The 13,837-nt window shown below is 48.0% G+C and carries 15 protein-coding genes; 9 read left to right on the top strand and 6 right to left on the bottom strand.

Annotation, left to right across the window (positions count from 1 at the left end; translation table 11 throughout):
• Positions 1-907, bottom strand: a 907-nt coding sequence (locus VNN20_13805) for an MFS transporter (GenBank protein ID HWP93264.1), incomplete at its 3' end; no start/stop codon positions are given.
• Between the two features lie 151 nt (positions 908-1,058).
• Between VNN20_13805 and VNN20_13800 the strand changes: the two genes are divergently transcribed.
• The 8 genes from VNN20_13800 (at position 1,059) to VNN20_13765 (ending at position 8,366) form a co-directional block, all read left to right on the top strand.
• Positions 1,059-2,129 (top strand): methyltransferase, encoded by a 1,071-nt coding sequence (locus tag VNN20_13800; protein ID HWP93263.1) that lies wholly within the window; start codon positions 1,059-1,061, stop codon positions 2,127-2,129.
• 415 nt (positions 2,130-2,544) lie between these two features.
• Positions 2,545-3,900: a metallophosphoesterase gene (locus VNN20_13795; protein ID HWP93262.1), complete on the top strand. Its 1,356-nt coding sequence runs from the start codon at positions 2,545-2,547 to the stop codon at positions 3,898-3,900.
• 242 nt (positions 3,901-4,142) lie between these two features.
• Positions 4,143-5,315 carry a Re/Si-specific NAD(P)(+) transhydrogenase subunit alpha gene (locus tag VNN20_13790; protein ID HWP93261.1) on the top strand — a complete coding sequence of 391 codons (1,173 nt, stop codon included), beginning with the start codon at positions 4,143-4,145 and terminating at the stop codon, positions 5,313-5,315.
• Between the two features lie 22 nt (positions 5,316-5,337).
• Positions 5,338-5,622 (top strand): NAD(P) transhydrogenase subunit alpha, encoded by a 285-nt coding sequence (locus VNN20_13785; GenBank protein HWP93260.1) that lies wholly within the window; start codon positions 5,338-5,340, stop codon positions 5,620-5,622.
• 2 nt (positions 5,623-5,624) lie between these two features.
• Positions 5,625-7,028, top strand: coding sequence for an NAD(P)(+) transhydrogenase (Re/Si-specific) subunit beta (locus VNN20_13780; GenBank protein ID HWP93259.1), 1,404 nt, complete (start codon positions 5,625-5,627; stop codon positions 7,026-7,028).
• Positions 7,025-7,234 (top strand): CopG family transcriptional regulator, encoded by a 210-nt coding sequence (locus tag VNN20_13775; GenBank protein ID HWP93258.1) that lies wholly within the window; start codon positions 7,025-7,027, stop codon positions 7,232-7,234. The genes VNN20_13780 and VNN20_13775 overlap by 4 nt, the downstream gene beginning before the upstream one ends.
• A gap of 108 nt (positions 7,235-7,342) precedes the next feature.
• On the top strand, positions 7,343-8,086 hold the full coding sequence (locus tag VNN20_13770) for a hypothetical protein (protein HWP93257.1): 744 nt from the start codon (positions 7,343-7,345) through the stop codon (positions 8,084-8,086).
• Positions 8,087-8,120: 34 nt separating this feature from the next.
• Complete coding sequence (locus VNN20_13765) at positions 8,121-8,366, top strand: hypothetical protein (GenBank protein HWP93256.1); 246 nt, start codon at positions 8,121-8,123, stop codon at positions 8,364-8,366.
• A gap of 67 nt (positions 8,367-8,433) precedes the next feature.
• On the opposite strand, the gene VNN20_13760 is transcribed toward VNN20_13765, so the two are convergent.
• The 5 genes from VNN20_13760 to VNN20_13740 all read right to left on the bottom strand — a co-directional run bounded on the left by VNN20_13760 (position 8,434) and on the right by VNN20_13740 (position 12,513).
• Positions 8,434-9,774: an SCP2 sterol-binding domain-containing protein gene (locus VNN20_13760; GenBank protein HWP93255.1), complete on the bottom strand. Its 1,341-nt coding sequence runs from the start codon at positions 9,772-9,774 to the stop codon at positions 8,434-8,436.
• Between the two features lie 152 nt (positions 9,775-9,926).
• Entirely contained in the window at positions 9,927-10,379 is a 453-nt protein-coding gene (locus tag VNN20_13755) for a MarR family winged helix-turn-helix transcriptional regulator (GenBank protein HWP93254.1), read from the bottom strand.
• Between the two features lie 389 nt (positions 10,380-10,768).
• Positions 10,769-11,821 carry a trypsin-like peptidase domain-containing protein gene (locus VNN20_13750; protein HWP93253.1) on the bottom strand — a complete coding sequence of 351 codons (1,053 nt, stop codon included), beginning with the start codon at positions 11,819-11,821 and terminating at the stop codon, positions 10,769-10,771.
• 63 nt (positions 11,822-11,884) lie between these two features.
• Positions 11,885-12,217 carry a thioredoxin gene (gene trxA / locus VNN20_13745; protein HWP93252.1) on the bottom strand — a complete coding sequence of 111 codons (333 nt, stop codon included), beginning with the start codon at positions 12,215-12,217 and terminating at the stop codon, positions 11,885-11,887.
• Between the two features lie 167 nt (positions 12,218-12,384).
• Entirely contained in the window at positions 12,385-12,513 is a 129-nt protein-coding gene (locus VNN20_13740) for a hypothetical protein (protein HWP93251.1), read from the bottom strand.
• Between the two features lie 125 nt (positions 12,514-12,638).
• On the opposite strand from VNN20_13740, the gene VNN20_13735 reads away from it, so the two are divergent.
• Positions 12,639-13,823: an ArsA family ATPase gene (locus tag VNN20_13735; protein ID HWP93250.1), complete on the top strand. Its 1,185-nt coding sequence runs from the start codon at positions 12,639-12,641 to the stop codon at positions 13,821-13,823.
• Positions 13,824-13,837 lie beyond the last annotated feature (14 nt).

Raw genomic sequence — 13,837 nt, 5'->3', positions numbered from 1 at the left:
GCGACCCGCCAAAAGCCGCATACAAAAGCAAAGTAACCAGATTAGCCCCGCTGAAGTTTTTTGAGTTGAACAAGGTAAGGGGCATCATCGGCGTCGAGATACGACCTTCAAAGGCTATAAAGGAGATTAATAGGAAGAGTCCTACCAGCAGTGCGGTCAACACTAAAGGGTGGTCAAATCCCAGGTTAGACGATTCGATTAGTCCGAAAACAATACCTCCGAGTGCCAGTGTTACAAAGAGAGCACCCCACAAATCCAGCTTGCCGTTACTGTTTTCGTTCCGGCTTTCCGGAACGCGCGTGAACAAAATGGAGAGCACTATTATGGAAATAGGAATGTTTATAAAAAATACACTCCGCCAGGATACGTTATCAACCAGCCAACCCCCGAGAACCGGGCCGAGAGCGGTGGTTATGGCGGTGAAACCAGACCAGGTTCCGATGGCCCGCCCCCTCTGCCTTGGTTTGAACGATATGTTAATAATGGCTAAACTCCCCGGTACCAGTAAGGCTCCCCCAATTCCCTGGAAAATCCGGGCGATGATCAGATGGGTTGCATCTTTGGCTACACCGCAATAAACGGATGCTATCGTGAATAGCACGACGCCGGCGGCAAATATCTTCTTCCGTCCAAAGTGGTCTCCCAGCGAGCCGCCCAGCAACATCAGAGAGGCCAGGAATAGCGCATAAGCCTCGATAATCCACTGTATAGTGGTTATGCTGGCGTGGAGTTCCAACTGTAAGACCGGAAGCAAAACGTTAAGCGCAGTGCTATCGATAAGAGCCATGCCCGTTCCCAGGATGGCCGCGGCAAGAACCCAATTGCCGTTATGTGCCTTAACTTGAGTGGTGTCCAAATCAGACTTTATGACCTTCTGGGCAGAGGAGTTTTTGAAATGATTACCCATACTTAGTCCCAGATATTTTCTTAATCCCAGGATATTTGTCAATAATAAAGAATAATAAGGCAAAGAAGCGGGCCTATCTGAAATGAGCCCTATATCGGCCTGTGTTCCCTATTGGCCGGAATAAAATGCGTTATTGACTTGAGTTTTCGTCATGTGGGACAATACAATAGAAAAGAGAACATTTCCAGTTTGCCTGAAAATGAATGTAACTGCGGCAGAAGAAAATCGAGACAAACTAATGGAGATGATACACGGCAATTGGCTGGCCCAGTGTATTTATGTTGCTGCCAAGCTGGGTATTGCCGACCATCTGAAAGAAGGTCCCAAAAGCTCAGATGAACTGTCTCATATCATTGGCGCCGAGCCTAGGGCACTATATCGATTGCTGCGCGCCCTTTCCGGCTTGGGCGTTTTCCACGAAGAGCCCGGTAAGCGCTTTTCTTTAACCGCCATGGGTGAATTACTCGGTAGAGAATCACCTAACTCTCTAAATGCATACATCATCATGATAAACGAAAAGGAGTGCTATCAGTCATGGGGAAACCTTCTTTACAGCGTAAAAACCGGAGGGTCCTCATTTGAGCACGTTTTTGGCCAAGAATTCCTGCAATACGTCGAGAAAAAAGCCGAATTTGCTGGCGTCTTTAACCAGGCCATGGTGGAGAAGTATAGAGGCGTGATTCCGTCTATTTTGAAAACTTACGATTTCTCCGGTTTCAATACGGTGGTCGACGTCGGCGGGGGTTATGGGCAGTTGCTCATAGAGATTCTAAAAAGTAACCCAAACACCCGAGGGATACTTTTTGATTTACCTAAAGTTATTGAAGGGGCGGGAGAGAATATTGCCAATTCCGGAGTTGGCGAGCGAATTACGCTTATTGCCGGGGATTGCTTTGACAAAATACCGGAGGGTGGAGATGGGTATGTGTTAAAGTCTTTCATCAATAATTGGGAAGATGAAGATGCAGTCAAGGTGCTAAGTAACTGCAGAAGGTCGATGAACCCAGACGGCAAACTCATCATCATCGAGCCGGTCTTGTTGCCGGCGAACGAGCCGGATTACGGGAAACTAATGGACTTGCAACTTCTGGTCTTGCAAAAGAGCAGGGAGAGGACGAGAGAAGACTTTGAAGGACTGCTTAAGCTATCCGGTTTTTCGATGCGGTCTATCTTCCGCTCGCAATCGGAATTCAGCATAATCGAAGCTGTTCCAGTCGGTTAATCTGGATATCTATCTACCTCCCTCAATACATAAGAAAAATGAGACTTCGGTGCAATAAGGTTAATGGCCCGCAGATATTTTTTTCCTTCCCTGTAATTAAGGAGTAGAATTTCGGTCCGAGTAGTGCTTCGAACGTCATCGCGAGGATGAATTTAAAAAGTAAGGTGTTCGCCTTTCCCCCGGTTTAACCGGCTCAGGACGAGCGGGCTTTTTATCTCTTCTTACCAGCGGATGTATGCATCCGCTCATACTGAGTCAAATCGAAGTATGAATTCCTATAAGGTATACATTTCTGGACTGGGTTCGCAACGATAAGCTCTAAAAATTGTATCGGACTCTCGTTTGCTATGTTTATTTTTTAATTTTAGGATTATCGTTTTTGCCTTTAAGATGAGGAAACAACGAAATAAAAACAATGAAGATAATTTATTGGACACTAAGCCTGTTCATGATCATGCAGGCATCCATGGCTCAATCCGAAACCGGGCCAGTTAGTTCAACATGGGTGTTGCTGGGACCGGAGGGAGAGGTAATCGCCCGTGCGGTAACTACGGGCTCGAAATGTCCATCAATCGTGCTTGATGCTATCTCACAACCAATGCAGGTAAGGGCCGAGCCATCGACCGACTATCCGGTTCTGGTTTGTGAATCGGTAATTCCGCTCGGAGTGGCCTCGGCAGAGATTGAAGGCCGGCTTTTACCGTTACCAAAACCGAGTTCAAAACGGATTGTAGCCTTTGGAGATGCCGGTTGCCGCATCAAACCGCCCGAGGACGTGGTTCAGGATTGTAACGACCCGAATGCCTGGCCTGCAGAAAAGATCTCGAAGACCGCCGCTTCGGAAAAACCGGACCTAGTCGTGCATGTTGGCGATATTCTCTACCGGGAAAGGCCGTGCCCTCCGGAAGATTCTTCCAAGTGCGGCAATAGCCCCACCGGATATAACTGGGATACTTTTAATGCCGACTTCTTCATACCCCAGGCAGAATTATTGAGGGCCTCACCATGGATACTCACACGGGGGGACCACGAGACCTGTAAAAGGGCTGGTTCCGGGTGGTTTCTTTTCTTCGACCCAAGGCCTATGCCCGGGGAATGCCTGGATTTCACCGACCCATATACTATCCAGGCGGGCGACCTGCAGATTCAGGTGTTTGACTCGTCCATGGCCCAGGACACATCACCTCCGCCCCCGGATTCGACAGTCGTTAACATATATTCCGCACAATTGGCCTCGTTACGGACGGTTACCTCAGATAACGCCTGGTTCCTTACCCACAAGCCGCTCTGGGGCATAGTGGAAGACGGCAACCAACTGGTGAACCTGAGCATAACCATGCAGACGGCATCCAACAACGACTTCCCGAACGGGGTAAAACTCATCTTAACAGGGCACATCCACACATTCGAGACACTCCGTTTTGATATACCCCGTCCTCGTCAAGTTATTGTCGGCACCGGAGGTACAGAACTCGACCCCCCGATAACGATGACCGTAACCGGGACAACGGTTGCCGAAGCTAGGGTAGCCGGCTTTGAGACCGTCGACCGGTTCGGCTATCTTCTCTTCGAAAGGGAGCATAATGATTGGAAGGCATCCTTTCGCAATGAAGCCGGTGAAACCTTGACCTCATTCACCGTACCGAAAGGAGCCGGGGAAGGATGCTCGGTTGTCAAGAGCAACTCCCCGACATCGCTCCTCTTATATCTTCTTATACCATTGGGTATTCTGGTGAAAAGGCTCTGGAAAATAGGTAGAGTTAAGAGCTAAATCGGGATAGTTAGTTTAAAAAGACAACAGTCTTTCTTGAATAGCGCAAATTGCTCGCCCGAAAGAGCTAGGTAAGGGTTGAAAACGCACATCAAAAAACCAGTTGACTTAGGGGGTCACCTATGCTATATACTTGCCCGATGGAGTACTTTTGTATAGTTTTATAAGCGAACTTAGCTTGGATAATTATATCGTTTGTATTCCACCTAGTTATATAAGTTTCAGCTAAAAAGGGGGTTCAAATGGTAATCGGAGTGCCTGCCGAGACTTACCCTAACGAGCAACGAGTGGCTTTAATCCCTGCGCTGATTCCTTCTTTAACCAAGCTTGGACTCGAGGTTTTAGTAGAGAAGGGGGCAGGAAGTAAGGCTGGTTATCCCGACACTGAATATGAAAAGCAGGGAGCCCGTATTTCGATAAACCGAAAAGAGCTATTCACCTCCGCCGATATACTCGTTCGAGTTCTCGCCATTGGTGCTAACTCAGACGCCGGTCATGCCGATGCAGGATTATTACATTCGGGTCAGGTACTGGTGGGGCTTCTCAATCCTTTGGGGTCTCCGGAAACGGCGCTGGAACTGGCTAAAAGAGGTGTTACCGCCTTCGCACTCGAGCTTCTTCCCCGAATAAGCCGGGCTCAGTCTATGGACGTATTGAGCTCTATGGCCACGATAGCCGGATACAAAGCAGCCCTGATAGCGGCAGATAATCTGAAGAAGATGTTTCCTATGATGATTACTGCTGCCGGAACCATTACCCCGGCCAAGGTTTTCGTATTGGGAGCAGGCGTGGCCGGTCTTCAAGCAATCGCCACCTCGCGCCGGCTTGGGGCATCGGTGCAGGCTTATGATGTGCGCCCGGCAGTAAAAGAGCAGGTGGAAAGCCTGGGGGCGAAGTTTGTCGAGCTAGGTATAGAAACTAAAGAGTCCGAGACTGCCGGCGGTTACGCCAAGGCCATGGATGAAGAATTCTACCGAAAACAGCGAGAGATGTTGTCTCGTGTAATAGCCGAAACCGACGTGGTAATCACCACGGCGGCGGTTCCCGGCAAGAAAGCGCCTGTTCTGATCACACAAGACATGGTTCAGGCAATGCGGCTGGGGTCGGTGATAGTCGATGTTGCCGCGGAAACAGGCGGCAACTGCGAGCTTACCAGGCCTGGAGAGGTGGTAGAGCATAATGGCGTCAGGATACTCGGCCCACTCAACCTCCCTTCTGCCATTCCCTACCATGCCAGCCAGATGTACGCTAAAAACATCACTGCCTTTATCCAGAATCTGGTAAAAAACGGCAACCTGAACCTGAATACGGAAGACCAAATAATTCGGGACACTTTATTAACGCACAACGGTGAGGTGATTAATCCCCAGGTGCGCCAGTTGCTCGACCTGCCCACAGGCGCAGTGAAAATCTGAGATTACGAGGAGGTACTAACCCATGGAAGTTTTCGTGCCCGCTTTGACCATTTTTATATTGGCCCTTTTCGTGGGGTTTGAAGTGATTTCGAAGGTGCCGCCCCTATTACACACGCCGCTCATGTCCGGAGCCAACGCCATATCCGGAATTACACTGGTAGGAACGCTGGTAACTTCGGGTACACAACTGACCACCCTTACCACGATCCTCGGCTTCGTTGCCGTGGTTATGGCAACAGCTAATGTGGTTGGCGGATTCTTGGTAACCCACCGTATGCTGGCAATGTTTCGCCGAAAGGGGGAATAAGCATGGAACTACAACTCATTAACTTTTTCTATCTTATTGCTTCAGTCCTCTTCATACTAGGGTTAAAGGATATGGCCCATCCCCGTACTGCTGTGCGTGGAAACCTCCTGGGTGCACTGGGGATGCTTATAGCCATCGTAGTTACCCTTTTTGACAAACATATCATCAGTTATCAGGTGATCGTAGCCGGGCTGGTGGTAGGGGGATTGATAGGAGCGGTAATGGCATACCGGGCACCTATGACTGCTATGCCTCAGGTAGTAGCAATCTTTAACGGTTTTGGAGGAGGTGCCTCGGCCCTGGCAGTGGGCGCAGCGTTTATAGAGGCTCTTAAGGGAAGCTTCTTCGAGTCGATTAATGTCCTCTTCACTACTTCAGTTGCAGCCGCAGGTTTTATCGGGGGTATTACTTTTACCGGGAGTTTGGTCGCTTTTGCCAAGCTTCAGGGACTGATGGATGAGCGCCCAACCCTTTTACCACATAGACATTTGATTAATATAGTATTGGCGCTAGCCTGTGTAGTTTTAAGCGTCATGTTCGTGGTGAACCCTACATCTTCTACGACCTATTGGATTATGCTCGCGGTTTCCTGTATTCTCGGGATCACATTGGTGATTCCTATTGGCGGCGCGGACATGCCCGTAGTCATATCCCTTCTCAACGCCTATTCCGGACTGGCTGCTGCTGGCCACGGATGGGTCCTCAACAACAGCGTGCTGATAATTTCCGGCTCCCTGGTGGGCTCTGCCGGATTCATTCTTACGGCCATAATGTGTAAAGCCATGAACCGTTCTCTAACCAACGTAATGTTCGCTGGTGTGGGAGAGATAGTTGCCTCCGAGGCGGAGAGCAAGGATGTATATGCCGGTCGGGTAAAGGCTGCATCGCCAGAGGAAGTGGCGATGTTGTTGGAGGGTTCCAGGCGAGTGGTCATCGTTCCCGGATATGGGTTGGCAGTTGCCCAGGCACAATATGCTATTCAGGACTTGACTAACTACCTCGAATCCAAAGGAGTAGAAGTAGATTTTGCTATTCATCCCGTCGCCGGCCGAATGCCCGGACACATGAACGTCCTCTTGGCGGAGGCAAACATTCCTTACGATAAGCTCAAGGAGATGGATGAGATCAACCCCACTTTCCGGGAGACGGATGTAGTGATCGTTATCGGTGCTAACGACGTGGTCAATCCCATCGCCCGGAACGTAACCGACCCGTCAAACCCGATTGCCGGGATGCCCATACTGAACGTGGACGAAGCCCGCTCAGTCGTGATCGTCAAGCGCAGCCTTGCGCCCGGATTTGCCGGAATTCCCAATCCCCTATTCGCTGCGGACAACTCCCTCATGCTCTTTGGGGATGCAAAGAAGATGGCCACGGCCCTGGTATCAGCTCTTAAGGGGGCGTGAGCAATCTGACAATAGAGGTCCAAATGGTTGAAAAGCGCATCTTACCTAACCGGAGCGAAGCGATTCAGCGGGCTATCAAGAATAAACTTACCAAAATGAAGCGGGGACGCCTGTTAAGGGAATGCACCGAACTAGACCGGCAATTCGAGCAAACGCTCGCTAAAGAGGGAATAGACCATGAGCTGAAAACTTGGCCAGAATATTGAGAGGTAACTGATCTTTTCCTTTCTTGATTTTCCCAACTTCTTCGTTACTATCTGATCAGTATAAATTAATTCCCTTAAAAGATTGGCAATTAATATTGGAGTAGCTTTATGCCAATTAAACAGCATGAGGCGGTTATACAAACAATAGAAAGGCTAGGCGGAGTTGCCACTTTGGGCCAGCTATACCAAGAGGTATTAAAAATACCTGATTGCAAATGGGGCACAAAAACTCCTTTTGCTAGTATTCGCCGCATAGTTCAACTCCGTCCAGAGATATACAAAATAAAGCCCGGCTTATATGGACTGGTAAAATTTCGAAAACAGAACGAAGCAAAGGGAATCTTATCAGAAACCAAAGAAAACAGGAACAGTCCGGAGCTTCAAATCTCAAATCATTATTATTACCAGGGATTATTATTGACACTGGGAAACTTGAAACAGTTCAAGACCTTCGCCCCTAATCAGGATAAGAACAAGAGGTTTCTAAATAAAACACTCAATGATTTGAGGTCACTTGTTAAGATCCCGCCTTTCTCTTACCCGGAATTAGTGAAAAGAAGTGAGACAATTGATGTAATTTGGTTCAATCATAGAGGGATGCCACACAGTTTTTTCGAAGTTGAAACTTCGACTGATATTCAAAGCTCACTCGCAAAATATTATGACCTGCAAGATTTTTACGTGAGGATGTTCATTGTCGCTGACAAAATAAGACGGCGGGATTATGAAACTAAGATCAAGCGTTTCTCGTTCAAGGAAATAAATGATCGAGTACAATTCTTAGATTTCGAATCACTCGTTAAACAATATGAATACGCCATGGGTTATGAGAAATTGGAAGTTGTGATCTAGTCAAATAGTAAAAAAACTTATACGAGGTAAACCTATGAGCATGAAACTAAGCCTGTCCCTAATACTTGATTTGGAATTATTTAACACTGAGGAGTTAGCCCAAGCACGGCAATTAGCCATGGAATCCAGCGGCGTTCTATATTCTTGGAAGACTACCTCCAATTCCAATTGGCTTGAGAAGGGGCTTTCAAGGGTTGATGTCTTAGGAATTGTGGTACTACCTCAAGGACTACCAGACTATATTGAGATGCCTGACGATATTGATGAGGATGAAGGCTAGATTAGCTTCTCCTTAAAGATTCAGAAGCAACAAATTAATAGACCCTGCTGAACTGTTGAAGATGTTATCACGACGGAAAGCATTTGCCGAAAGCTTTAAGCAAACGATGAGACCCTTTTAGTTTTATTTTCCTCGCAACCAATGCCCAGATTAGGCTGCGTTCCTTCATCAGGAATCCAAGCCAGGTGCGGCTGTCGGCAGTTATATGCAAATCTGCGGTTCCGACGTGTCCATCGTGAACCTGAATGGTCTTGTCCCGAATTGTGACGTTTGCTTCACCTGCTTCTTCACCGGTAAAGGTGAAGTGATAGACCGTATTTAGTCCTTCCGATTGGTCTCTTTGAAATGATAGGGGTAACCCTCGGAGAAACCTTTTTATCGAGGTAGGCCTGAGCCCGTTTGAGACCCGTTTTGTGGTCTTGTGGGGAAACCGGCGTGCCACATAAACTTCAGCATCGGAATTAGGAACGACGTAAACAGTTTCTTTTTTCTCCTGTAAAGGCCTGACCACGTCTTTTAAAAAGTTCTTCCGGTCGTCAAGAAACGGCCCAAAGACGTCCTCGCCTGCGGGACATACGGCAAGGCAATAAGCCGCTTTGTAGTTGGCCCCATAGGACAAACTCTGCCACATGGATACGGTTTCCGAATCGCTGACTTTGCTTCGATATTCCCGGCTATTTTTGCTGTCCGTAATATTCTCAACCCAATCTACGAACCCGCCCATAAACTCCCGGTAGTTATGTGTATAACATGCAGAGAAATTAAAATGGCCGTCTGCCCCGATGGCTCCGGTGGGGCAGGCGGCTACGCACAACTTACATTCGACGCAGGGGTTGTAGTCAATCGGCTGGCTGTATTTTGTAACTTCCGCATCGATAAGAATCGTGCCCAGTAAAATGAAGCTTCCAAATTTCGGGTGAATGACATTTCTATGTATTCCCATCCGGCCGAGACCGGCAGCAACGGCAACGAGCTTGTGTGAAACAACCCAGATTTTACCGGTGTTCCATTTATCCATCTCCATAGGAAACCCCATCGCCGGATTCAGAGCACGTATACCCAGATTTTCCAGTTCTGAAACGACCCGATGACATACCTCGTTAACGTGGTCCCCAACTTGATGAAATTCTGTATTTGCAATCGAACGAGCCGGGCTCCGTATGGGCTCTCGGTTCATACGACAGACCAGGCTAACCAGCGTTTTCGTGTGTGGAAACACATTCAATATATCCTCACGATCAGTATCAAGCTCGGGGCGGTCTATACCGACCAATCCGACGTCATCCGCGCCCGCCTCAAGGCAAAGATTTAGAAGCCATTCCGAATCGAGTTTTGGGTTTGGTGACGGCTCTGTTTTTGGCTTCTCATTATATCGTTTCACTATGGGATGCTCTTCCAGTTTCATCATTTACCGACCTCCGTAAATCTTTGTTATTACTATTCCCTAGGAAAGAGCAACCACTATCCAGAGTAGTAGCTCTAATCCTACGAGGGCAACCGGTTCGCCAAACGTGCTCCAGGACCATTTAAGTGTATATACACCTTTATATCCAAAAAAATTTAGTTCTTATCTACAAGAGATACTACCTCTCCCAAATATGCTCTCAAAGAATTCCATCTCTCCGGGCCGAGTTCTTTAATAACCCGTGCCTGCGCTTTTTTCCAGAGCGGAAACGCTCGTGCTAAGGCCTTCTGGCCTTCTGGCGTCAACCTCACCACTCTTGTACGCTGGTCTTTTCCCAGCGCAATCTGGACCAAACCCTGCTTTTCGAGCGGCCTGAGGTTACGGGTCAACGTGGTTCGGTCCATCACTCCTATCTTGGCAAGGCGAGTCACTGTTATTGGCTCGAGCATTTTAGTGGCAACCAGGAGTGTAAACTGCGTGGTCCTAAGCCCAGCCGGTCGCAACATTTCATCATAAAGATGAGTGATGGCTCGGGCGGCCTTTCTCAAGTTAAAGCAGGCACAGTCCATACATTTGACCATGTCGGAACGAGCTATCTGGCTACTCATGATTTAGGAGTATATACACCTATTTTAGTCTTGTCAAGCATTTTTTATTTGCAGGAGGGACATTATTGTCCCTCCTATCCATGGATTTTACGATAAAAAGTCTTGGTGTAATAATCAGGATTTAATTGGGCGGACAGCGTCGGGAGAGGCTACACTTTCCCGGCAAATTGCCACTACTGTCATTCTGAGCGGCTCTTCGGCTGACTCAGGGTAGGATTCCGCAGCGAAGAATCTAGGTCCTTCGCTGCCGCTCGGGATGACATTTCAATAATTGAAGTTGTTCTGTAAGATACGACTAGCTAGGACAGCGTCTCGGTTAAATACTAACTATTACATATTGGGACATGTTTTAGCCCGATGATAAGTAGTATTAGGATGATGCTCAAGCATTACTGGGCGGCCTCGGCTTGGGCGTTAAGCTCTAATTTCCTTCCATTTCGTAAAACTGTGATGTTCAGGCTCGTGCCAACTTCTATTTTGGCTAAAAATCTATGAATATCATCGACGCTCTCCAACGGGTTCTCGTTTATCGATAAGATCACATCTCCGTTATGAATGCCCGCACGCTCGGCCGGGCTATCTTTTAACACCTGATGCACTTCAACACCGAGTTGGTTATTTATGCCGAACCTTCTAAGTTCGAATCTATTCAAAGGCTTATTCCGGCCCAGTATTCCCAGGTAGGCCCTTTTGATTCTTCCCTCTTTTATCAACAACCCCGCCACCCAGCGCGCTGTGTTTACGGGAATGGCGAAGCAGATTCCCTGGGCATACTGAATTATAGCCGTGTTAATTCCTACGACCCTGCCCCGGCTGTCCACCAGTGGCCCTCCGGAGTTGCCCGGGTTCAAAGCGGCATCGGTCTGAATCACATTCTCGATCAGTTTTCCCGATTGACCCCGCATCGACCTCCCCATGGCACTGACTACGCCCGCCGTGACCGTAGCCTGAAATCCAAAGGGATTGCCTATGGCAATTACGAGCTGGCCGACTTTAAGCTTATCCGAATCGCCAAGCTCCGCCGCCGGAAGGTCGGATGAAGGTATCCTGATGACCGCCAAATCGGTATCTGGGTCCTGTCCGATTAATTGAGCAGGGAATATGCGCCCATCGGAAAGGGAAACCTCCAGGCCCTTGGTGTTATTAACCACGTGGCTGTTGGTGAGAATATAGCCATCCGGAGTGATTACTACCCCGGAGCCGCTGCCGGTCATATCGAAAGGAACCACACCTCTGGGTGTTTGAGCCCTTACCTCCTGGGTTGTTTTAATGCTAACGACCGAGGGGCTAACCTTTTCCGCCACGGTAACTACGGCACGGGAGTATGCATCCAGTAACTCCTCGGCCCTTTGTTCCTTTTCTTCCCTTGAACGAGGGGATTGACTTGAGTGACCCCACTCGTTTTCGTCCTGTGCTTTAATGTATTTTAGGCTATTTGTCATATTCGAATCCCCCTACCAATTAAGCTATTACATGAAAGAGGGTTTTCCAGTTCATACCTTATCCTAGTTCTTGCTGAGGACCCCCTCGATGACCTCTACCAGCCGGCTTTTGGGGACGGCTCCGATGATCTTGTCTACCGGTTTTCCCTCATCGTAGATGATTAGGGTCGGTATGCTCCTTATTTCATGAAGCGTTGTGGCTCCCGGGTTTTCATCCACGTTTAGCTTTCCAACCTTGATTATTCCCTGATAATCCTCGGCCAGCTCCTCCAGTATAGGGCTTATCATACGGCATGGGCCGCACCATTCAGCCCAAAAGTCCACTACGACCGGAACCTGAGAACCAATCACCTCCTTCTCAAAATTCTCGTCGGTAAGCAGAATCGGCTTACTCATGTCTAATTCCTCCTATTGATGGATTAATTTATATATTTAGATAAATAACTAAATAAAAGGATTCAAAACTTTTACCAATTCAGCTTCTGACCTAATATTGACAACCCGGAATGTGAGCGCTCAGTTTATATCAAGATTGGGGACGTATTAAAGAGAAGCGGGAATAACTAAAAGTTAGGTTCCATAAAGCTATAATAGATGCCGCCGATGGCGATAAGAACTGTACCAGCAATGAGCAAAAACGCCAAGACGGCAAACAATAAGTCGAGAAATCCGTTTTCGTTAGAAGCTGTCATTTTTTTACCCCTAAGGTGTATAGAATTCGTATAACGGAGTAATAATAAGCACGCTTGGTTATATGTCAAGAACAGGGATTAGGTAGAATAGTAAGCAACCATAATAGATTGGGGAATCATACAAAATGAAGAGAATAATTCTATATACCGGAAAAGGGGGAGTAGGTAAAACTACGGTGGCTGCGGCGACCGGGCTCCTGGCGGCAAAGAAGGGATACAAGACGCTGGTTGTCTCGACCGATGCGGCACACAGCTTGAGGGATTCCTATGATATGGAATTGGGCCCGGAGCCCAAGAGGATTATGCCAAACCTTCACGCCCAGGAGATAGACGTCTATTACTCTCTCGAAAAATATTGGGGAAAGCTGATGGAATACATGCAGTCCTTGTTTGGCTGGATGAAAGTGGATGATGTTTTATCCGAGGAGTTCAGCATCCTCCCGGGGATGGAAGAGGTTTCCTGTTTCCTCTGGGTTTACCAGCATTTTCAGGAGGAGTCATACGACGTCATCATAGTGGATAGCGCTCCGACTGGCGAGACTCTGAGACTGCTTTCTCTCCCTGACGTAGCCCGCTGGTGGATAGTGAAGATATTCCCCATAGAGAGAAAGGTGGTGAAGGTAATAAGACCGGCGATGAAGGTGGTGACGGATATGCCCCTCCCCGAAGAGCATACCTACGACGCCGTCGAAGACCTTTTCCAGAAACTGGACTCGATTCACAAGGTATTTTCCGACCCTGAAATAAGCTCGATTCGCCTCGTCCTAAACCTGGAAAAGATGGTGATGAAGGAAACGCAAAGGGCTTATACCTATCTTCATCTTTACGGATACCCGGTTGATTCGGTCATCGTCAATAGGACCATGCCTAAAGAACTGGACCATCCCTATTTTGAGCAATGGAAGAAATCCCAGAAGGTTTATCGAGAGGAACTGGAAGAGCTTTTCAGCCCGCTCCCCACTTTCGAAGCCCCTTTATTCTCCAAGGAGGTTCTGGGGGTGAAATCGCTCGAAGAATTTGCCCTCACCCTCTTTTCGGACAACGACCCAACCAAGGTCTTTTTTGAGGGAAAACCGTATGAAATCACCAAGGATGGCGGCTCTTACCAGTTACTCTTGAAGCTTCCCTTTGTTTCCAAGGAAGAGGTCAAGCTCTCACAGATCGGCGATGAGCTAACGATTCAGGTCGAAAACCACCGCCGCAATCTCTTCTTACCCGGATTCCTGGCAAAACTTTCTGTGCAGAGAGCCCACATGCAGGACGGAGTGCTGAGGATTACGTTTAATAAGAAAGAGAAGAAGATCAAATGATAATCGGTTCATTT

The organism is Thermodesulfobacteriota bacterium, assembly GCA_035559815.1.
Lineage (GTDB): Bacteria > Desulfobacterota_D > UBA1144 > Nemesobacterales > CSP1-2 > DATMAT01.
The sequence above is the reverse complement of the archived record's forward strand: the minus strand, read 5'-3'. Positions and strand labels throughout refer to the sequence as shown.

Excerpts from the sequence above, each read along its gene's own strand:
- VNN20_13760 (HWP93255.1), bottom strand. The coding sequence starts at position 9,774 with ATGATGAAACTGGAAGAGCATCCCATAGTGAAACGATATAATGAGAAG.
- VNN20_13780 (HWP93259.1), top strand. The coding sequence starts at position 5,625 with ATGGAACTACAACTCATTAACTTTTTCTATCTTATTGCTTCAGTCCTC.
- VNN20_13735 (HWP93250.1), top strand. The coding sequence starts at position 12,639 with ATGAAGAGAATAATTCTATATACCGGAAAAGGGGGAGTAGGTAAAACT.
- VNN20_13785 (HWP93260.1), top strand. The coding sequence starts at position 5,338 with ATGGAAGTTTTCGTGCCCGCTTTGACCATTTTTATATTGGCCCTTTTC.
- VNN20_13770 (HWP93257.1), top strand. The coding sequence starts at position 7,343 with ATGCCAATTAAACAGCATGAGGCGGTTATACAAACAATAGAAAGGCTA.
- VNN20_13755 (HWP93254.1), bottom strand. The coding sequence starts at position 10,379 with ATGAGTAGCCAGATAGCTCGTTCCGACATGGTCAAATGTATGGACTGT.
- VNN20_13790 (HWP93261.1), top strand. The coding sequence starts at position 4,143 with ATGGTAATCGGAGTGCCTGCCGAGACTTACCCTAACGAGCAACGAGTG.
- VNN20_13795 (HWP93262.1), top strand. The coding sequence starts at position 2,545 with ATGAAGATAATTTATTGGACACTAAGCCTGTTCATGATCATGCAGGCA.
- VNN20_13800 (HWP93263.1), top strand. The coding sequence starts at position 1,059 with ATGTGGGACAATACAATAGAAAAGAGAACATTTCCAGTTTGCCTGAAA.
- VNN20_13750 (HWP93253.1), bottom strand. The coding sequence starts at position 11,821 with ATGACAAATAGCCTAAAATACATTAAAGCACAGGACGAAAACGAGTGG.
- trxA (HWP93252.1), bottom strand. The coding sequence starts at position 12,217 with ATGAGTAAGCCGATTCTGCTTACCGACGAGAATTTTGAGAAGGAGGTG.
- VNN20_13765 (HWP93256.1), top strand. The coding sequence starts at position 8,121 with ATGAGCATGAAACTAAGCCTGTCCCTAATACTTGATTTGGAATTATTT.
- VNN20_13740 (HWP93251.1), bottom strand. The coding sequence starts at position 12,513 with ATGACAGCTTCTAACGAAAACGGATTTCTCGACTTATTGTTTGCCGTC.